The 20912-nt window shown below is 58.8% G+C and carries 16 protein-coding genes and 1 riboswitch; of the genes, 4 read left to right on the top strand and 12 right to left on the bottom strand.

Annotated features, from left to right (window positions below; genetic code table 11):
* Positions 1-150 precede the first annotated feature (150 nt).
* The 6 genes from HMPREF1206_RS05605 to HMPREF1206_RS05580 all read right to left on the bottom strand — a co-directional run bounded on the left by HMPREF1206_RS05605 (position 151) and on the right by HMPREF1206_RS05580 (position 5871).
* The gene (locus tag HMPREF1206_RS05605) at positions 151-1335 is read right to left on the bottom strand and encodes an acyl-CoA dehydrogenase family protein (protein ID WP_016422383.1); all 1185 of its coding nucleotides are present in this window, start codon (positions 1333-1335) and stop codon (positions 151-153) included.
* 107 nt (positions 1336-1442) lie between these two features.
* Entirely contained in the window at positions 1443-2288 is an 846-nt protein-coding gene (locus HMPREF1206_RS05600) for a YdcF family protein (RefSeq protein WP_016422382.1), read from the bottom strand.
* A complete protein-coding gene (locus HMPREF1206_RS05595; protein ID WP_016422381.1) occupies positions 2288-2803 on the bottom strand; it encodes a hypothetical protein in 516 nt (171 codons plus the stop codon). Before HMPREF1206_RS05595 ends, HMPREF1206_RS05600 begins: the two co-directional genes overlap by 1 nt.
* A 19-nt stretch (positions 2804-2822) precedes the next feature.
* Positions 2823-3593 (bottom strand): energy-coupling factor transporter transmembrane protein EcfT, encoded by a 771-nt coding sequence (locus HMPREF1206_RS05590; RefSeq protein ID WP_042389227.1) that lies wholly within the window; start codon positions 3591-3593, stop codon positions 2823-2825.
* A 44-nt stretch (positions 3594-3637) separates the two neighbouring features.
* A complete protein-coding gene (locus tag HMPREF1206_RS05585) occupies positions 3638-5254 on the bottom strand; it encodes an ABC transporter ATP-binding protein (RefSeq protein WP_016422379.1) in 1617 nt (538 codons plus the stop codon).
* An 8-nt stretch (positions 5255-5262) separates the two neighbouring features.
* On the bottom strand, positions 5263-5871 hold the full coding sequence (locus HMPREF1206_RS05580; protein WP_005509517.1) for an ECF transporter S component: 609 nt from the start codon (positions 5869-5871) through the stop codon (positions 5263-5265).
* A 156-nt stretch (positions 5872-6027) separates the two neighbouring features.
* On the opposite strand from HMPREF1206_RS05580, the gene HMPREF1206_RS05575 reads away from it, so the two are divergent.
* A complete protein-coding gene (locus HMPREF1206_RS05575) occupies positions 6028-8079 on the top strand; it encodes a hypothetical protein (protein ID WP_016422378.1) in 2052 nt (683 codons plus the stop codon).
* Between the two features lie 89 nt (positions 8080-8168).
* On the top strand, positions 8169-8366 hold the full coding sequence (locus tag HMPREF1206_RS05570; RefSeq protein WP_016422377.1) for a hypothetical protein: 198 nt from the start codon (positions 8169-8171) through the stop codon (positions 8364-8366).
* A gap of 155 nt (positions 8367-8521) precedes the next feature.
* On the opposite strand, the gene HMPREF1206_RS05565 is transcribed toward HMPREF1206_RS05570, so the two are convergent.
* The 3 genes from HMPREF1206_RS05565 to HMPREF1206_RS05555 all read right to left on the bottom strand — a co-directional run bounded on the left by HMPREF1206_RS05565 (position 8522) and on the right by HMPREF1206_RS05555 (position 12799).
* A complete protein-coding gene (locus HMPREF1206_RS05565; RefSeq protein ID WP_016422376.1) occupies positions 8522-9865 on the bottom strand; it encodes an alpha-amylase family protein in 1344 nt (447 codons plus the stop codon).
* Positions 9866-9869: 4 nt separating this feature from the next.
* Positions 9870-11282 (bottom strand): M20 family metallopeptidase, encoded by a 1413-nt coding sequence (locus HMPREF1206_RS05560; protein ID WP_016422375.1) that lies wholly within the window; start codon positions 11280-11282, stop codon positions 9870-9872.
* A gap of 134 nt (positions 11283-11416) precedes the next feature.
* Complete coding sequence (locus HMPREF1206_RS05555; RefSeq protein ID WP_016422374.1) at positions 11417-12799, bottom strand: M18 family aminopeptidase; 1383 nt, start codon at positions 12797-12799, stop codon at positions 11417-11419.
* Between the two features lie 266 nt (positions 12800-13065).
* Between HMPREF1206_RS05555 and HMPREF1206_RS05550 the strand changes: the two genes are divergently transcribed.
* Positions 13066-13263: a hypothetical protein gene (locus HMPREF1206_RS05550; protein ID WP_005509390.1), complete on the top strand. Its 198-nt coding sequence runs from the start codon at positions 13066-13068 to the stop codon at positions 13261-13263.
* 2 nt (positions 13264-13265) lie between these two features.
* Here the strand turns inward: HMPREF1206_RS05550 and HMPREF1206_RS05545 are convergent, their stop codons facing one another.
* The 3 genes from HMPREF1206_RS05545 to thiC form a co-directional block, all read right to left on the bottom strand.
* Positions 13266-14741, bottom strand: coding sequence for a glycosyltransferase family 87 protein (locus HMPREF1206_RS05545; RefSeq protein WP_042388561.1), 1476 nt, complete (start codon positions 14739-14741; stop codon positions 13266-13268).
* Positions 14742-14922: 181 nt separating this feature from the next.
* Positions 14923-16107 carry an HtaA protein gene (locus tag HMPREF1206_RS05540; protein ID WP_196800508.1) on the bottom strand — a complete coding sequence of 395 codons (1185 nt, stop codon included), beginning with the start codon at positions 16105-16107 and terminating at the stop codon, positions 14923-14925.
* A 181-nt stretch (positions 16108-16288) separates the two neighbouring features.
* Complete coding sequence (gene thiC / locus HMPREF1206_RS05535; RefSeq protein WP_042388558.1) at positions 16289-17995, bottom strand: phosphomethylpyrimidine synthase ThiC; 1707 nt, start codon at positions 17993-17995, stop codon at positions 16289-16291.
* A riboswitch (TPP riboswitch) is annotated at positions 17994-18115 on the bottom strand. (Overlaps the previous gene by 2 nt.)
* 911 nt (positions 18116-19026) lie before the next feature.
* Here thiC and HMPREF1206_RS05525 point away from each other — a divergent pair.
* Positions 19027-20874 (top strand): hypothetical protein, encoded by a 1848-nt coding sequence (locus tag HMPREF1206_RS05525; protein ID WP_016422369.1) that lies wholly within the window; start codon positions 19027-19029, stop codon positions 20872-20874.
* Positions 20875-20912: the final 38 nt, after the last annotated feature.

The raw sequence follows: 20912 nt of genomic DNA, 5'->3' as shown, positions 1-20912 counted from the left end.
AACGCAGTCAGTAACTCGCATCGCCCCACCGCCGCCGACCATAAACGCAGTCACTAGCGCGCGTTGGGGTTAAGAGACGAATTCTGAGTGACGCGGCGACATGAAAAAGCCCCCGCCTTGGTAGCGAGGGCTTAGCGTTTGCACTGCTGATTAGCGCTTCTGTGCGTCTGCGAGGATCTGGCGACCTGCGACCATGCGGCAAATCTGGTTGGTGCCCTCGTAGATCTGGGTGATCTTGGCGTCACGCATCATGCGCTCAACCGGGAAGTCACGGGTGAAGCCGTAACCGCCGAGCAGCTGCACGGCATCAGTGGTGACCTGCATAGCAACGTCAGAGGCGAAGGTCTTGGCGTTTGCGGCCATCAGACCCAGGCGAGCGCCGCCCTCAGCGGTGCCACGCTCAGCGTTAGCGGCTGCGGTGTAGACCATGAGACGAGCAGCGTCGATCTTCATACGCATGTCAGCCAGCATGAACTGGGTGTTCTGGAAAGCAGCAATCGGCTTGCCGAACTGCTGACGCTCCTGCACGTAACCAACGGCGTAGTCGTACGCACCCTGCGCGATGCCCAGTGCCTGTGCACCAATAGTCGGGCGGGTGTGGTCCAGGGTCTCCAGGGCAGTCTTGAAACCGGTGCCCTCTTCGCCGATGATGCGGTCAGCCGGGATGCGGCAGTTTTCGAAGTACAGCTCCGCAGTCGGGGAACCCTTGATACCCAGCTTGTGCTCCAGGCCACCGACGCGGAAGCCCTCGTCGTCCTTGTGGACCATGAATGCAGAGATGCCGTTGGCACCCTTCTCCGGGTCGGTAACAGCCATGACGGTGTACCAAGTGGATCGGCCACCGTTAGTGATGAAGCACTTGGAGCCGTTGAGGACCCACTCATCGCCCTCACGGACCGCGCGGGTCTTCATGGAACCGGCATCCGAACCAGCCTCACGTTCAGTCAGTGCGTAGGAAGCCATTTCACCGTTGGCGATGTCCGGCAGGACCTTGCTCTTCAGCTCGTCGGAGCCCTTGAGGATCAAGCCCATGGTGCCGAGCTTGTTCACAGCCGGGATAAGAGAAGCCGAGCCACAGACACGAGCAACTTCCTCAATGACAATGCAGGCCGCAACCGAGTCCGCACCCTGGCCACCGAACTGCTCCGGCACGTGGACGGCGTTGAAGCCGGCCTCGTTGAGAGCCTTCAGGGCCTCCTCCGGGAAACGCTCGTTCTCATCGACGTCCGCTGCGTACGGAGCAATCTGCTTCTCCGCCAGATCACGGATAACGGCGCGGAGCTCCTGGTGCTCCTCTGGCAGCTGGAACAGGTCGAATCCTGGGGTCAAAGCCATGTGGGTGTTCCTCCCGATTTAATGATTCCGATGTCGTGTTCGATATCGCGCTCTACGCATTTCTACGCAGCACTATCACCGCACGACGTATTTATCTTCGTTCGATACTAGTGGCTAACGCTTCGCTCTACCCGCGAAATTCGTAAAATTCTCGCATTGCAGCTCGGCGCCCACAGAATAAACTGCGCGAGGAATTCCCGCAGCAGCGATGTCGCCCAGTACCTCAACGGCGTATAGGCCCCGACGACACACCAGGATTCCAGCCCCCGTTCGCGCATAAGCTTCGCTACCCGTGGCGCATGGAAATCACTGGTCACAACAACCGTTCCAGCACTCAACGCACTGTCCATGCCGCGCATCAACTCGCACGCATAGTCAATGTTTTCCGACGTATTCGTCGATTGGTCCTCGGGAATCAACTCGATGTCGCCACGCTTTACGACGTCCCCAGCGTTCGCCTCCAACCACTCCACCATGGCGTCCGCTTCGGAGCAGGTGGCATCTGTCACCGCTTCACTGCCGACCCCACCGGAGCAGATGATTCGCTCGGTACGCTCATCACACGCTGAGACTGCTCGCTGTAATCTTCTGGCCAGCAGGGCCGAGGGCCGATTGTTCTTCAATCCGCATCCCAGTACAACCACGGTGTGTGGCGGCAGAGTTGGTTTTTGGGCTGCACATCGAAGGCGAACGGCCTCGAAAACGATCGCTGCGGCTCCTGGTACTGCGAGGCCGGCGAGCAGGGGCGTCGTCAAGCGATGCGATGCGCGAGCGTAGTAGGCGCGGCAGCTGGCCAGTATCCACGCGGCACCTACTGTGGGAAGAACCCACCTCGGAGGTCTGCGATTGGGCAGGCGTGGTGGTCGTAGCTCCGAATTAGCGGCGACGCCTAGTCCGCCGACGAGGAGCATGGAACCGAAGCCTGCACCGAGGCACGCGAGTGTTTTTCTCATCAGAGCTTCCACGTTAACTGTTCTGGGACGTTGATGGTCCAGTCGACGAGCTGTTGCGGATTGTGCTTGGCCATATGCTGGGATTCCTGCTCGGCCCACATGTCCCAGTGTTCCTCGAAGTGGTCGTCGCGAGCCATGGCGCGGGCAAATCGAGTCTGCGTGTCCAGCTCTACCCAGACTCCCCAGGCGTTGCCGTCGCCGATGGCGCGGGCAGCGGCAAGGTTAGCTTCAGTGACAGCGCCACAGCCTTCGACGATGAGCGAGGAGTCCGGTGGCGTGGGGACCCACTCGGCGAATTCACTGGCGTACCAGTCCCAACGGCGATACCCGCGCTTGTCGGCCGGTAGAGCGGGGTTCAAAATGGTCTCCGCGACTTCGGCCGATGCTTTCTGCAGGCCGGACCAGCCCGGATAGACATCCTCCAAGTGGATAACTGGCCAACCGAGGATACTGTGCAACTTTGCCGAAAAGGTGGTTTTGCCACTGCCGGAACGGCCATCGATAAGCAGAATCATCGTAATCGAAATGCCTTTGCTACGCCACGCCCAGGAAGCGGAACTCCCCGGCCCACACGGAAATACCGATTGCTGCGACGGCGATGGCAAGGCAGGCGGCCATGGTGACATAGTCACGCGCGGCCAATGTCGAGGTGTGCCACCACGTACGCTTAATCGGTGCACCAAAGCCGCGGGCTTCCATGGCTGTAGCCAGTTTGGTGCCGCGGCGCAGCGCGAACACCAGCAGAGCGAACACCTGAGAAGTAGTGCGGCGGATTGCACCGTGGTCACCCAAACCGCGTGCGCGACGGGCTCGGGTCAGCGCCTGCCAATCGCTGATGAACAGGCCGACGAGCCGCAGACTCGCCACCGTTGCCAGCACAAAGCGGCTGGGCAGCTTGAGAATCTGCGCCAGCCCATTGCCCAGATCGGTGGGGTCGATATTGGCTGTCAACACGACAACTGGAGTACCGATAGCCAGCACACGCAACATAATCGCGATGGCCAGGGAAATAGAATTATCCGTCACATGCGCAAGCAGGAAGGAGAAATACTCTTTGCCCTCCGGGTTGCCGTAGAGCGCCATCGAGATTCCAGAGATGGGCGCGGCGATAAGAAGTGGCAGGCTGCGTCCTAGAAAACGACGAAAACCCAAACCCGACAGCGGCACCAAGAAAAGCGTGCAGACAAGCGCAACCACTGCGGAGACCCAGTCGATGGAAATCAGCAGCGGTGTGGTGAGCAAGAATAGGCCCAGTACTCTCGCCACCGGGTTGACCGTCGCGAGGAAAGGCTGCTTACTCGAAATAGCGCTCTGCGTACCTTCAGCCGTACCGGCGGAACCGACTTCAGTCACGATTTCCCTCCTGCTTCGCCCTGGCCGCGCGCACCGCTAGTGCGGCTCGGACCGGCCTGCTCCCCTGAACCACGCTGTCCCGGCGCCGCACGGCCTGACCGCTCCGGATGAAACGAATCCATGTCGATGACGTAGTCCCCCATCGCTTGTACCACCAATGGATCGTGGGTAATCGAGATAACAGTTCGGCCGTCGTCAGCAAGTTGGCGAAGCAAAGTGAGCAGCTCGGTGAATGTCCGGCGGTCTTGGCCGAACGTCGGTTCGTCGAGAAGCACAATATCCGGCGCTGTCGCCAGAATGGTCGCCACCGACAGACGTCGCTTCTCACCGCCCGAGAGTGAGAACGGATTCGCCTTGGTCAGAGCCGTTAGCCGCAGCCGCTCAAGTAATTCCTCGATGCGCTTATCAGCGTTGACACCGACAAGCTTCGGTCCAAGCTGCAACTCTTCCAGCACTGTGCCGGTGACAAATTGATGCTCGGGGTCTTGGAAGACCGTGCCAATCCGAGTAGCCAACTTCTTCGACGGCCATTTCCACGGCGCACTACCGCTGCCGGCCACTTGGACCGTGCCCGCCATCGGCTCAAGCAGGCCGCCGAGCGTCAGCGCTAACGTGGACTTCCCGCTGCCATTGTGACCAACAATGCAGGTGGAAGCTTCAGATGGGATAGAAACGGATACATCGCGAGCGATCGGCTCAACAGTTTCGCCACCGCTGAACCACGACTTCTTCGCGCCATAGCCGATGTCCAACTCGCGGGTTTCGATCGCGATGTCTCCGCTAGGGCGCCCGTCCTGGTCGCAGGCAACTGAACGCGCGTCCGGCAGCGCGGGCGGAGCACCCGGAATCCACACCCCAGCATCCGTCAGAGCTTGCCCGTAGTCTTCCAAGACCCGATGAGGCGCACCATCGGCAATCACGCCTCCGTGGCCCAGCACGATGATGCGGTCGACCACATCGACCCACGCATCCACTCGATGCTCGACCACAATCAGTGCCGCACCGGTTCTCTCCGCCGCGGCAATCGCAGCATCGCGTAGTACCGGCACACCGGCCGGGTCGATGTTGGCCGTCGGCTCGTCCAAACAAATGACCCGTGCGCCCATTGCCAGCACACCCGCCAATGCGAGGCGCTGCTTCTGCCCACCGGAAAGCCTGTGCGTAGGATGATCCAGCGGCAAATCCAGCCCCACCAAATCCAGGCTGGCGCGCACTCGGTTGCCGATCTCAGCCGGGGCAACGCCAAGGTTTTCCGCACCAAAGGCAACATCGTCGCCAACACGAGCACTAATCGTCTGCGAGTCAGGGTCTTGCAGCACTAAGCCCACCGCGCCCCGTGCGGAAGCGGGAGTACGACCTTCAATCAGGAGCTTTCCGGTGGCTTCGCCATCGGAGTCGTCGCCAAGCACGCCAGCAATAGCGGCGAGCAGCGTCGACTTCCCCATCCCCGACGCGCCGAGCAACAGCACCTTTTCACCGCGCTCGATGTCCAGCGTGATGTCGTTCAGTACCGCAGCTTTGCGCCCCGCGTGCCGATATCCGAATCCCCGCGCGCTCACCGCAGGGACATTTCCGCTTGACGACGGCCCCCGCGTCAACGCCTCATCTGTCATCGATTTTCCTAGACGTCGTCGTGCCGCTCTCGCCCGATGGCAAAACGATCCAGCGCTCCAGTTGCCGCCAGTGCCTTAGCCAGAAAGTAAGCCAGCAGACCGGCGAGGACGGCACCAGACAGCGCCGAGGAGATCAGGTAGATGACGTTGAATTCGAAAGTCTTGGCCAGATTGCCGGTGAAAAGCTCAAAAGTCCATGCGCCGACACCTGCCATGAGACCTGAGATAACCACGGTGGCAAGGTTGTAGCTCTTATACGCCAGAATGAGGAACACCAGTTCCGCGCCGAGCCCCTGCGCCAAACCTGAGTACAGGGTGGTGATACCCCACTGGTTACCGATCAGTGCTGAAACCGTCGCCGCGATTACCTCGACGAAGATAGCTGCGCCCGGCTTGCGAATGATGTACGCGCCGAGCGGACCACCGAGGAACCACATACCAGCGACCAAACCGCCAAGACCAGGAGTAAGCGCATTGACTGCTTCATAGCCCGCACCGCCGATGATGTTCCAGATAACAAAAATCAGGCCAACGGCCACGCCGATAACAGCTGCGATGATGATGTCAATATTGCGCCACGAGAAGTTAGCGCGCGCTGCACTCGCCGATTGCGTCATCCCACTTGCTCCTATTTTTCTTTAACTCGAGCGGTATTGCTCAAACATTATTGATGTATTCATTATCGGCATCTGGGGCTTTGCCGACACGCCCTAAGCACTAACTTTTGCCTACCCTACCGCGCCCAGCAGATGGCCTAGATAACATAAGGAACCATGACTAAAGCCGAGCGGTCATCTACAGGAGATACCCCAACTGCCCAAACCCCTCATACGCCGACAGTCGGCGATGAGGGGACAGCCGCGGATTCCGCAGTGAAAACTGCCGAGGCCCCTGGTGCTGACAACACCGCTGAGCAGGAAAGTTCTCGCCCATACTACATGCCCACATTGACGTGGGGCGAGAGACTTGACCTGTCTGCGAAGCAGTGGTGGCCACTCATCGGAGTTGTTATTGCGATACAGCTTGTCGCTCGCATTCTGGTGCTGACTAGCCATGGTTTTTACTGGGATGACTTCATCATTGTTGGCCACCTTTACGACACCCCACTGCTGAGCAAGGACTACCTGCTTCAGGATCACGACGGGCACCTTGCCCCACTGGCCTTCTTGGCGCAAGGCCTCTATCACCTCATCGCGCCGTGGAACTGGTGGCTACCGGCTACCACCATGGCCGTGATGTCGGTAGTGCTGACATACGCCACAGCGAAACTCTTTGAGCTTCTCACTGGCCGCACGCTGGTGTCGCTCTTCCTCATCACGGTCGTCGCCTGGACACCGCTGATGCTTCCGGGAGATACCTGGTGGTCGGCCGCGGCCAATTCCCAGCCGTTCCACCTGGCATTCGTGATCTTCATGATTGTCGCCATTCGCACCACTATGCGCCGTTCTTTCGGCCCCCGCCCGTGGGAAGCCGTAGGCCTGTTCGCGCTGCTGGCAGTGGCGCTCGGGTTCTTTGAGAAGTCCCTGGCTATCGCACCGATTTCCATGCTGGTTGTCATCACGTTGGCTTACATGGAGCGCAGAAATATCCTGCAGGTTCTCCGCCGTGGCCTCGTCATCTGGATCCCATCGATGCTGCTGACCGGCGCCTGGGCACTGTGGTACTACTTCGGCCCCGCCGAAACCACCGGATTCATTTCCGACAAGCTACAGCCCGAACTGTTCTTCAACGGCCTCGGCCAGATTTTTGCCGGCATCATCGGCGGACCAACAAGCTGGGAACGCTGGGCTCCGGGACAGCCGTTTGCCTCCGCTTCGTCTCAGCTGATTACTCTCGGCGGCATTATCCTGTTGATTCTGTCTGCCACCCTCATCGGCCGCGATTACCGTGGCTGGGCTCCGTGGACGCTATCGGTGGCGTACATGTTCACCACCTTGTTCGCCATCACTCTGTTCCGCTCGGGAGAGAACACCTCTGGCGTGCTGGCGCACACTTTGCACTACTACTCTGATGTCGCGCTCGTAATCGTAATCTGCGTCGCGATCTCCCTGGCTGGACTCCCACCGAAGGACGAGGCACCAGCGCTGCTACCGGCTCGTACGCACATTCTGATTTGGTCGCTGGGCATCGCGCTGGCTGTCACCTCCACGATTTCCGTGGTCACTTACCGCAATGCCTGGTCTGATGACATCGCAATGGAGTGGATCGGCAACACCAAGGCGTCGCTGTCCGCGCTGCGCGAGGAGGCCGATGCCGCTGGCCCTGACAAGGCGATCGACTACAACCTCATCGACCAGCCCGTCCCCTTCGAAATCCTCGTGCCCGTCGCCGCTCCGATGAACATGTACTCGCGGGTGTTTGATGCGGTCTCCGATCGCCCTCCGTTTGAGCGCGTCACCGGACACCCGCGCATGTTCAATACAGACGGTTCGCTTATCGACGCCAAGGTCTCCGAGATCACCCGTGTCACCGATGGCCCTGTCGAGCAGTGTGGCCATCGCATCACAGTTGGCGAGGACGGCACTGCCTCGGAGGACATCAAGTTGGAGAACATCATCAAACTCGGTGACTGGGTGCTTGAGTTCCCGGCCACCGCCTCTGAGGACATGGATGTGCGCCTGTCACTCCCCAATCCTTTCGAGACCGAAGAGCAAACCCGCGGTGGTTCCACAGTCGTGAAGATGAACAATGATCTGCGACCGCGCTATGTGTACCTCAACGGTGGCGGAAATACTCTCCATGTCGATGTGGAAAAGGCGACTCCGGGGGCAACGCTATGCATCGGCGCGGGGGCGATTGGCCCCTTGGTTCCCGCAAGCCGTTAAGATTCCTCTAAGATATTGCTTTAAGATAATGTGAGAAAAGTTCATTAGCCCCTAGTAGCTATTGTTTTTCCGACAGAGGAGCCACATCCATGCGTAACCGCATCGCCGGCGCTATCGCCGCATCCGCCATTGCCGCAGCAGCCCTGGTCGCTTGCTCTCCCCCGAATCAGGTTGACTCGGACGTGAAGGTCGGTGACCAGGCCACCCCGTCGGAGACCTTCGAGCAGAAGGCCACCACTCCGGCATCCTCCGACGAGATGACTCCTGCTGAGACCGCAGAGATGTAATCACTGCATCTGCGAAAACAGGGTTAGCTAGCAAACATAAGCGCAGTCACTACCCCTTGTGCCCACTCACCGATGGGACACGAAAGAATTACCGCCCGGACATGGTGTCCGGGCGGTTTTGGTTCTCCGGGGCAGCCTAGAGCCGCGATGAGAGCCTAGGAAAACTCAAATTCCACGTGTTCACCATCACGGATCACCGCGCTGGTTGCGCCGTTTTCCAGGTTCAGTTCGACAACGAGCGAGGGCATCTCGCCGGAAGCTCCAACCTCACCCGAGGCTCCGGCAGCATCGTCCACGAGCGCCGCGTCGGTCGCGGTCACGCGGTAGCGAAGAAAACCATTACGCAATTCATCAGTCTCCACGAGAGCGGAGTGCAGCCATGGGAAGCGGCGTCGCACCGCAACGAGCTGCTGGTAAGCGCGATACAGATCCGCGCCAAGCGTAGAGAGTTCGTCCGGGCAATCCGGGAACACTGGACGAATCTGGTCGTCACCACCGATGCGTTCCTCTTTGAGACCGGTATAGCCCTGTTCGTCGCCGTAGTAGACCAGCGGCACACCGGCCACGGTAAACAGCACAGTTGCCGCCAGCACGGCCTTGTCGGCCCCTACCTGCGTCGCAATGCGTGAAACATCGTGGTTTCCCACAAACGTCACCGGCACAAAAGACTCCGCGAAGGTGTTATGGCGCTTCAGAGTCCAGTCCAACTCGAAGAAGTTTTCCTCCTTCAGCGCAGACCAGGTCGCTTTCCACAGCTCGTACTCCGTCACCGAATCCATGCCAGACACCGACACAATCTCCGCATAGTCACCGTGGATGACCTCGCCGTAGATAAAGGCGTGCGGGTGCTCAGCACGCACTCGTGGCAAAACCTTGTGCCAGAAGTGTGGGGCCACTGCGTAGGCCGCATCCAGTCGCCAGCCATCAATCCCCCGCGCCAGCCAGTAGTTCATCACGTTCACGACAAAATCAACAGTCGCGTCACTGGTGTGATCGAATTCGACCAAACTCTCATGGCCCTCAAACACCGGCGCGGCCATGTCGCCATCTGAGTGCGTAAACGCAAAGAGCTGCGCTTCTTCAGAGTCAGGGTTTTCCTTCGCAGTCTTCAGCGCGGGCGCCTCTGATCCGATGTGGTTGAAGACGCCGTCGAAAAGCACTTTGATGCCGCGCTCATGGGCAGCTTCGATGACAGCCTTCATGTCCTCTTCGGTACCCAGGCGCGAGTCAATACGGTAGTAGTCCTCGGTATCGTAGCCGTGGCTAGTCGACTCGAATACTGGCGCCAGCTGCAGGACATTGAGCCCGAGCTCCTGGACGTACGGAAGCCAGCCAATCAGTTTGCGAATTCGATTGACTGGCTCGGCACCTCGATCCTTTTCACGGATGGGCGCTCCCACAAACCCCAGTGGATAGACGTGCCATCCAATCGCCCACTTCGACCACTCAGGTGCGGCGGCAGCGAGCGTCTTACCAGGGGCGTTGGGGGTAGTGGACATTGTCCTATGCATCCTCTCTAGGTGCCTGAGGCTGATTGGAATTATCTGATGCCGCCGCCTCAGGACTCGGTGAGGTCTCCCTCGCCGATTCGCTTGACGACGCCCGCGCCTGGCCCGCATGCGACTGCGGCGTGCCAAGGCCTGCCTTCCGCGGCCGTGGAGGCACGGAACCTGCTGCGGGCATGGTCGGAGATGTAGCAGGGCGCTCCGGCGGATGATTCTTCGACGGGTTCAGTGCGTCGAGCGCGATTTGGATTTCCGTGCGCATGCCATTGACCATGGCTCTCTCCACAATTTTAAACTTGGAATTGTGGAGAAAGAAGGGATTACCCGCTTCCGGGCCACCGGTGCCGAGGAACATGTAACAGCCCGGCGCTTCACGGGAAAAATAGGAGAAATCATCCGAAGGAGCCCACGGATCGGCGGCGAACACCTTGGAGTTGCCCACCGCCTTCGTCGCCGCATGCCAAGCACGATTAACTGCAATGTCGGCGTTGACCACCATCGGGTACGGAATCTGCCAGTCGAAAGTCGCCTGCGCGCCGTGAGCTTGGCAGACGCCGTTGATGACGGCCTCGATACGCTGGCAGACAATCTCCCAGTCGGCCTCATCCACCGAGCGGATGGACACTTCCAGGTTGGCCGTATCCGGGATCACATTGCCGGCCTCACCTGAGTGCAGTGAGCCGACGTTGACGATGTTCATGTGCTTCGGATCCACATCACGGGAGACAATCGTGTTCAGCATGAGAGTCACCTCGCTGGCGATGAGCACCGGGTCAATCGACAGCTGCGGGTTCGAGGAATGACCGCCACGGCCACGAATCGCGATTGAGACGATGCCCGACATGGTTGTCACTCGCCCAGCACAGATCCCCACATGCCCCACCGGATGCGGCGCGACGTGGAAGGCATAGACCTCATCCAAGTCATCGGCGGCCCCCTTGTCGACCAGCTCACGAGCACCGCCCGGCAGCATTTCTTCGGCGTGCTGGAAGATGCACAGCACCTTGCCGTGCAGCTGATCGCGCATTCCAGAGAGTACCTTCGCCGTGCCTAGCAGCATCGCCGTGTGCACATCATGACCACAGGCGTGCATCACACCCGGCGTGCGCGAGGCGTACGGCAGTCCCGTTTCCTCCTGAATTGGCAGCGCGTCAATATCCGCGCGGTAGCCGATCACACGGCCAGTGCTGGGGTCGCCTGCTGTTCCCTCGATGACGCCAATTACGGACGTCGGGGTCAACCGGTACGTCGGGATGTCCCATTGATTAAGCAGATCCTCAATCATGTCCGAGGTCTTGTACTCCCGGAAGCTCAGCTCCGGATTCTGGTGCAGTTGGCGACGCCATGCCACCGCCTCTTCGATAGGTACTTCAAGGCGGTGCGACGGCAGGGTGTCGTTAGCATCAGTCATGGTTCATAGCATGACAGAAAATAGGCTCCACGACGAGCAGCTACGGAAATTCCCTCACCAATTTTGCTTCACGACGGCCCCAGCGTCCCGACATCTCCCCTGCTAGAGGTGACTTAAGCGCTGCCAGCGAGCTGCTAGTTTCCGGCACCCCAGAAATCCACGGTGAGTTCGGCCAACCACCATGGGTCAATCGTGCCACACATCTCACGCGCCGAGTGCATGGAGACCATCGCGGCTCCGATATCGATGGTGTCGATGCCCAGTCGCGTTGCAGTGATCGGGCCGATAGTGGAGCCGCATGGTTTATGGTTCGCAGAGACAAAATACTGCACTGGCACTTCCTGACCAATGCGCTTGGAGGTTTCCGCTGCGATCCGGACAACCTCGGCTTGACCGGCCGCCGTGGTGGCGTAGCGCTGGTTGGCATTGATCTTCACCACCGGGCCGGCATTGAGTTCCGGCTGGTGCCCCGGCTCGTGTTCGCCTGCATAGTTCGGGTGCACACCGTGTGCGCCGTCGGCAGAGAGACAGATGGAACCGCGGTAGAGCTGCTGGGTGCGTTCCAGGTCAGCGCCTGTGGCCGCTGCGATGCGGGACAGAACGTCGGCAAGCAGTGGCCCTGCAGCGCCCGTGGTGGAGGCGGACCCGACTTCCTCGTGGTCGAAAGCGACCATGACGGGGATGGTGGCTGACGTGCTCCAGTTTTGACGGAGCAAGGTCTCGAAGGCGACCAGGGAGGAGTGGACACTGAGCAGGTTGTCGAGTCGACCAGAAGCCAGGAACTCATCGTGAGCACCGAAGGTGCGCGGCTGCTGGGTGTCGAAGGAAATGAGGTCCCAGGCGACGATGTCGTCGATAGACAGGCCCGCAGCATCGGCGATGACCTGGTGCACATCGGTGCCGAAGGCATCTAGTCCGATGATCGGTGCAGTGTGATTCTGTCTGTGGAGCTTCAACCCCTCTTCGTTAACCGCACGATTGAGGTGGATAGCCAACTGCGGGATGCGCGCGACCGGGCCGGTGCGAGCAAGGTGCTCATTGCCGCTTTTATCAATTACCCGACCCGCGAACTCGATTTCGCGGTCGGTCCAGCTTCCCAACAACGCGCCGCCGTAGACTTCAACGGCGACCTGCGCATAGCCTGCGGCCGAGGCGCGCGCGTTGGGCTTCACACGAAAACCGGGCGAATCCGTGTGGGAACCCACAATACGGAAACCGGTGAAATCGGCAGCCGGCGTCTCCGGGACGATCCAAGCAACGGCAGCGCCATCGCGACGCAGGACGTAAGCGCCGGGTTCGCTTGGCCACTGCTCGTGTTCGTCGATGACCGTGGCACCGGCTGCGCTCAGACGGTCAACGACCTGTTGTGCCGCATGAAATGAGCTTGGCGACGCAGCCACAAAATCAATTAAATCTTCAACGTGACTGAGCGCTGCCGCCGGAACGCTGCGCGATGCCGCTTCCGAGGTATCCGCCGAATCCGGGGACTCAGGGGTGGGTGTCGAAGAAATAGCCATAACCAAACTCCTACTTCACATTTGATTCCGCATTTCATTGTATTGGAGCCCCCACAACTGACCGTGACCGAGCATTAAGCCGGGCCATTGTGTGATGCAGCTTTCATGTTGGGAACGGTATCCACTTAGTCACTTTTGCCCGTTTTAACTCGATATCGGGCATATTCAGACATATAGTGGCTACCGCATCAAAGAAAACCATTTGAATACAGAAACTCTCAAACCGGAGTCCCGACCGGATTCCGACCACAGAAAGGGTTTATACCGTGAGCCTTGAAAACCTGTTCCCCCGTTCTTTCACTACCAAGCGCGCCTTTTTCTCTCAGCCGCTGCGCGAAGCTCTTACCCGCGACACCAGCAGTGACGCTAACGCAGTCCACTTCGGCCACCAGGTTAAGCGCGCCCGGAATGAGATCTACAGCGACATGTCTGCCCGTGACATCGTCTCCATGCTGAGCCGCTAAATCTAGCGCTTCCTCAAGTCAAACAGAACCATTGGCTCTGGCTGAGGAAGTTTCAACGTCTCCGCGGCAGCTAAATCACTGCCCAATCCAGCTCCAACCTCGCCTGCATCACCATCGCCGTACCGATGTACCGCAAACGCGTGGCAGCCACCAACAACTAGCATCAATGCCAGCGTCAAGAGCATCGCAGTAATCCCCGAGTACACAAATCCGCCGGTATACGGCGTAGCAGCAACCGGGTTTGTCACAGGGAACGACAGCAGGATCACTAGCATCGCAATACCGATATACGGCCACTGTCTGGTCAATCGGGTCCGCGCCATGGCGGCCAAACCGGACACAGACGTGACCAGCATCAACATGTAGTGGGTCCAAAGAATCGATGAGAATGTGGCTGCAATAAGCCACGCGCCCGTGATCAGAAATTCAAACCGGTAGACCGGATTCCACCACGCAACTGCCGTGACCATCAACACCACACCAAGCGCAATACACAGTGGAATCGTTTTCACGTGACTCGGATAATCACGAACCACTGTTACTAATAAATCAGGATTGCCCAGATCTGTGGCTAAAGTCGACGCCAACGACTGATTCACACCACCGACCAAAACCGACGCGCCAATGTCGTCGATCCGGTCAATCCAGTCCGAAATAACCGGCGTGTCAATGCGGATAAACATCCAGACCACCAGTACCGCCGTGGTGGCCAGCGACCAGAGGGCTGCGCGCCGTCGATAAGCGAAAAAGAGCATCACGGCGATGAGCGCATACGGAGTCAATTTAATGGATGCGACGATGCCGAGCACGATGCCCGCAAGCCAAGGACGAGTGCGCGAGGCGGCAAGACCATAGGCGACGCCCGCGACAATCAACGGTGTCGTCTGACCGATCCAGAACGAATTAAGAGTGGTCGGCAGAGCGAATACGCAGGCGGTAACCAGCGCTGCGATGCCCCAGGGCATGGTGGATCGAAACCACAGGTGGTAGGAAGCTGCGACGAGGACCACAACGGCCATTCCAGAGAGAAACAGTAACCAAGCAACCGAGGTTTCAAAGCTCATGACGTGGGATATCGTTCCCAGAGCTTTTGCAAACAAAGGGTTTTGTACAAAGGGATGCGTAAATGGCGCAGACACTTCCTGCGCCAGGCGTGGCCAGGCCTCTCCGCTCATGGCGGTGAAATCGATTGAATCGGCGTCATAGAGATGGGACTCAAGCCCCCTGTCCATAAGTAGCCCGCCCACCCAGAGCGAAGCCCAATCGTCCGGCTGAGTACGACCATTCCAGGCCAACAGCGAGGCAAGACCACCGAGCAGCGAGACCAGCATAAGAGGCCAGCTCATCACAGGCGATTGCGTCAGCGCAGGGGCCTGACGGGTTTTGCGAGCCCGCACTTTTCGCGAGGCCCGTGACGGAGACTCCGCAACAGCACGTTGCGACTCCGCAGCCTGTGACGATGCCCCATCCTGTGACACCTGTCCTTCTGCCCGACTATGCCGTCCCACGTTCCTCCTCATCGCTGGTAAGCGCCTCTATCTAATGTAGTGATTCCAATACGGCAGTGGTTACAACCCGCAAGAACCCGCAAGGTATGACGGCTTACTTCGAACGAAGTGCCAGGTAGACGACAGTTGGCGGCAGTGATGGTCGGAGGGACTACCGGAACTGTGAAATAGTGCCGATGGTCGTGATCAGCTGATCTCCATCGCTGTCGACCACAGCGGCAATGGGCATACGCTCCATCTCATCCGGACCGACATCGTAGCCCTGCGAAACCTCTGCCGTAATAATCTTTCCGGCCGGGCCTTCCTCAATGCGAGGATTACGGACGACCACATGAACCAGACTGAACTTCGCGGTGATGTGAACTTCTCCGCGGTAGCTCTCCCCTTCGGCATCGCTGTTGTCATTGTCGCGGGTGAATGAGACGACACCGGCCTCAGGCTCTAAGGCACCGTTCTTGGCAGTGACGCCACCACCCAGCGCGCCGAATACTTTCTCTAGAGCAGACACAGAAATTACTAAATCCTCACTCGAGGGAGCCGGAGCATTCTTGCCCGGAGCATCCGAATAATTCAACGGGATGTAGATTTCCTCGGCCTCATTAATCGAGCCGGCTGCCGGGTAGACGTAAATGCCCCAGTTATCACCAGCTGGAGTCTCTGGCGGGTCAACAACAATGCGAGCCTCAAAACTGCCGTCATCTGCCATCGGGGTAGCCTGACGAGCGATAGAACGCCGCATGTCGACGCCCTGGTTCGGTATCGCCTCGAGAGTTCCAGCCGGCGTGACCCAGGCAATGTTGTCGTGCGGATGTTTCCGCGACGAGGACGGAGCACCTTCACTCGGCTTCCACGAGTCCGGGAACGCACTGTAGAGAACGTAAACACCATTGGGCACACCCGGAGGAATTGGAAGCGGGTAACCACCACGGTTGGCCGACGGATTAAAACCACTGCCGCGAACAATGAGAACATCGCCGCGATGAACCGTGGCACCTTCAGCTGGAGTGCCGTCCTCAAAAGTGACAGTAACTTCCGGGGATTCGACATACTGCGAATCCTGCGGCTGGAAGTTCTCCGCTGGATTAATCACATTGGGAAAATCGTCCGGCACGATTGGCTTCGCAGTTTCAGCCATTGCCGGGGACACAAACGCCGAAAGGACCATGGCACCGGACAGCGAAACCGCAGTAGCAGCTCTGCGCGCACTCCGCCCCACCGGTCGACGAACGCCTTCTCCAACCGTGGATGATTCAGAGCTGAATGAACGGCGAGTTTCGTGAGCACCTGCAAGATGGCGGTGGGAATTATCGAAAGTCAGGAACCTCAGACTGTGCATACAAGCAATGTACATCCCACTAGTTAGGTTTGCCTAACGCCTTTATTAAGGTGCGCCTTACCCACCCCCGTTTGAGGCTCAACACTGAAGTCCGCAGAAATAGGTCAGACCAAAAGAAAACCGCGGCCAAGCCCAATAGAGCTCGACCGCGGCTTACTTCAGCATCTTCTGCGACAATCCACTACTCCGCAGTAATCGGCAGGTAGACCCGGCTACCCTGATCAGCGAACTCCTGAGACTTCTCAGCCATGCCGGCCTCGATTGCTTCAACGGAGTCCAGGCCGTGTTCCTTCGCGTAGTCCTGTACGTCCTTGGAAATACGCATGGAGCAGAACTTCGGTCCACACATGGAACAGAAATGCGCGGTCTTTGCCGGCTCTGCAGGCAGGGTCTCATCGTGGTAATCCAGCGCAGTGTCCGGATCCAGAGCCAGTGCAAACTGGTCGTGCCAACGGAACTCGAAGCGAGCCTTCGACAGCGCGTCGTCACGCTCCTGAGCGCGCGGCAGGCCCTTTGCCAGATCAGCGGCGTGCGCGGAAATCTTGTAAGTAATCACGCCGACTTTGACGTCGTCGCGGTTCGGCAGACCCAGGTGCTCCTTCGGCGTGACGTAGCAGAGCATGGCGGTGCCAGCCTGCGCAATGATTGCCGCACCGATAGCCGACGTGATGTGGTCATAGCCCGGCGCGATATCGGTTGCCAGCGGGCCGAGGGTGTAGAACGGTGCTTCCTCACACCACTCCTCTTCCCACTTCACGTTGTCGGCAATCTTGTGCATCGGAACGTGGCCCGGGCCTTCAATCATGACCTGACAGCCACGGGACTTAGCGATCTTGGTCAGCTCGCCGAGGGTGCGCAGCTCAGCCAGCTGGGCCTCATCGTTGGCGTCGGCAATAGAGCCCGGACGCAGGCCGTCACCGAGGGAGAACGTGACATCGTACTGCGCCAGAATGTCGCATAGCTCAGCGAAGCGGGTGTAGAGGAAACTCTCCTGGTGATGCGCGAGGCACCATGCGGCCATAATCGAACCACCGCGGGAGACAATGCCCGTCACGCGGTTGGCGGCCAGCGGCACATAGCGCAGCAGCACACCCGCGTGAACGGTCATGTAGTCCACGCCTTGTTCACACTGCTCAATGATGGTTTCGCGGTAGATTTCCCAGGTCAGCTTGGCCGGGTCACCCTTGACCTTCTCCAGCGCCTGGTAAATCGGCACCGTACCAACCGGCACCGGGGAGTTACGCAGAATCCACTCGCGGGTTTCGTGAATGTCCTTACCAGTGGACAAGTCCATGATGGTGTCCGCGCCCCAACGGGTTGCCCACACCATCTTTTCCACCTCTTCAGAGATAGACGAAGTCACGGCCGAGTTGCCGATGTTGGCGTTGATCTTCGTGGCAAAGCGCTTGCCAATAATCATCGGCTCAGTCTCCGGGTGCTTGTGGTTGGCCGGAATCACGGCACGACCCGCAGCGACCTCTTCGCGCACAACTTCCGGATCCACACCTTCACGAGCAGCAATGAATGCCATCTCCGGAGTGACAATTCCTGCCCGCGCCCAAGCCAGCTGGGTCTTGACCTTCGGAGCCTCCTCAGAACCCGCAACCGCCGGCACTGCCGGAGCCTTCGGCCACGAGTCACGAGTCTTAGCCAACCCCTCCTTCAAATTCAGCTTCGGGTTTTCCTCGGTGTAAATACCCGAGGTGTCGTACGCATCGAAGTGAGTGCCGTCCGTCAGATTGATCCGACGAACTGGAATGCGCAGGTTCACCTCACCGAAATCATTGCTGAACGCAACCTCGCCGTAATGCTTGTTGCTGCGGTAAATCGGACCAGTTGTAACCTCTCCCTCTTTTGGCGGAGCGGATACAGATACACGTGCGGCCATGAAGCAACACATCCCTTTCCTACGCTGGTATTACCCAGATTCAGGTTCGTCCGGTCGACGCTCGATCCCTAGCGTCCTCTCAGTGCCGGAAATTCGGTTGGCACTCCCGTGGTTTTGTAATGCGCCTCATAGTCTAACCAATCGTTCAGATTACTTCGGTCATTACGCCCACGATTGCCACCAACGCTTAACGACGGCACGGAGAACACACCCCAAAGGTGCAGGTTGTGGCTGTGCAGCGGCGCTGTTTTGCATGGCGACCGCGTTGTCCACACCCCTAAAAAGTTATCCACAGTCGGTCTATTTTTTCGGCTTCTCAACAAGCACGATTGTGATCGCAGTGTTATATCTTTCTCACACAAATTCTTTGGGGAGGGAAAATTGAAAAAGGCGACTACTGCCGCCCTACTGTCAGCACTTCTATGGGGAATAACGGGGACTAGTTGCGCATCGACTACGACCTCCGGCGAGGATATTCAACCTGCCGGCGACAATGCGACAGCTATCACTACTGACTCGGGCGTGACGTTACCTGCGGGTGTGCTTCCACCCAACAATCCGCCGAAGCCCGGTGATGCTCCACTTGGCCCCGATGGGCACTACAACTACGACGCACCCGAATTCGTCCTGACCAATCCGTGTGACGACCCTGAGATTATGGGGCGCCTCGACAGGCTGGGGTTCCGGGAGCAGACGTACATGGAGGGCCGAATCGAAGGAAATAAACAGATTGGCTGCGTTATCGAATCCACCCCTTCCGGCCTGTTGAGCATCTGGCACGCCGCGGTCGCTCACTCGCAACTCGAGCGCTACAGTGCCGAGCCTTTGGCTCATCACGAAGGGATTTTCAATTGGGTGACATTCACTCAAACAGAACCTCTAGGAAGTTCCGCCTGTATCGCCTCTGTCGAAACAGAACAAGGGGCTCTCGGATTCGTTATCGACACAACAGGACAAGATAGCCCTGACCCACAACACCGACGGTGCGCTCCCGTAAATGAGCTGTTAATTGATTACTTGGGGGAAGAATCATGATGCATGCCGTAATTCCAACAATCGACTCTGCAATCCAGAAGTTCAGTATTACGAATGTCCTAGCAAGCGGTTCCAGATTTATGCAGCCCAACTTGGCCGGCTACTCACAGGTTCCGTCACTCCAGCTGGTGGCGACAGAACACAGTCTCGCAATTTCCGGCAGTTCGGGAAGCTCTGCCGCCGTCGGACTGTCTCTGGGCAAACAGCTCACGTGGGCGCAAACGAATCTCGCTGACTTCCGCCGCGTGATCACTGAGCACGAATCCACCATGAACCGGATTCTTCGAAGCATTAACCCGTTCAATGGTGACGGCGCTTCTCTTGCTGAAGTAGCGCGAACAAGCGGTGTATTTCAGCGTCGGCCAATGTTTGAAGCTGGAAGTCTCACTTTCGCGCCAGTCACACTTTCTGCGGAACTCGGTCTCGATGCGAAGTCCCTACTATCCATGTTTTCCTCGACAAACGACGGTGCCGTAGCCGAGGCAATCGCCTACTGGAACAACTTCGCCGAAACTATGACCACGTTGGCCAGCAATCTAACCTCCATCTCATCTGGCTTGGTGTCGAGCAACAGCGGTGCGGTCTTCTCTGCTGCGGATACGACGATGAAAGGTCTGGCCGCGCGCGCAACCAGCATCGCCACCGCATCTGAGGTCATGGCCGGACACCTTGCCGTTTTGCCGTCCGTGAAGGCGATGGCTGTCAATGCACTATCGGCGATTGAGGCCGAGTCCAAGGCACTCCCAAACCCTGGCGCGCAAAAGGCTTTTGAACAGGCCGAGGTAGCGGCCTTTCTCTCTGGTCCGTATACCGCACAGCTACAGACAGCTATTCCCCGAATTCCGAACCTGGTATCTGCCGATGCGGGAAGTGGTGTGACTGCCGAGGTTTCCGTTGGAGCCACAGTCGCCGGGCGTTCTGGAACTAGTCAGTTCGGTCTTTCGCCTGCGGGGATGACTGGAAGCATGCATGCCGCCAGCGCACCAGTTGGCGCCACCTCAACTATTCCGGATTCTCCAACACCGCAATCCACAGCCGCGAGTGCTTCCGCTCCTTCGCAGGTTCAACCGAGCACTTCGACTTTGTCGAGCCCCACCAATCCGTCTGCTACCCCTGTGCACTCCGCATCACCTGGCAGCCCAACGAGCTCCACAATCTCGTCAACATCCCCGACCGGTACATCAGCCATGGCTCAACCGAACGCGGCGAATCCGACCATGGTCGCCCCTTCGGGAGCGGGCGCCCCACTTCAACGCACATCACCGCAAGGAGTTTCGTCTTACGGAGTTCACGGCAACCGGCCGGCTGGCTCCCTCGGTGCAGGACGCACTGCGGGGCTTACGCCAGCAGGCAATATCCCGGCACTGCCTTCTTATGGAAACGCAAACCCCCGTCCGCCGGCCTCGGGACTTCCGACTTCGAGTCCCGGTCGTATGTCAACGCCAACAGCAGGTCGTGGGATGGGAACCGGCTTGGGTGCCGGGGTCGCGGGTTCTGCCTTGCCAAACGCCTCGAATAGCTCCGCACAGCGCGGAAGTGGATTGATGAATTCTCTAATCAGCGCGCGCAACAGCACTGCTACCGGAACTACGGGTGCAGCTGGCGGAACCGCGGGCACCGCTGCTGGAAACCGTGGTACAGGGGCTTTCGCGGCCACCACTGCGGGTAACCGTGGCGGACTGCTCCAAAAGGACTCCGCACCGTCGGCACGCAAGCTGACAAATGTTGCCACCATCAGGGATAACGATGCCGGCGCTTTCGAGCAGAACGAATACCAGAAGGAGCTTTTCGGGGATGCGCCAATTACTATCCCGGCGGTGATTGGGCACAACGTCCGAGCGTAAAGTCAGCGCGTCCAAGCTGATCCTTACCCGCTCGGGCG

It is taken from the genome of Corynebacterium sp. HFH0082 (genome assembly GCF_000411235.1).
Taxonomy (GTDB): Bacteria; Actinomycetota; Actinomycetes; order Mycobacteriales; family Mycobacteriaceae; genus Corynebacterium; species Corynebacterium jeikeium_D.
Note: the sequence above shows the minus strand (reverse complement) of the source record. Positions and strands in the feature narration are given on the sequence as shown.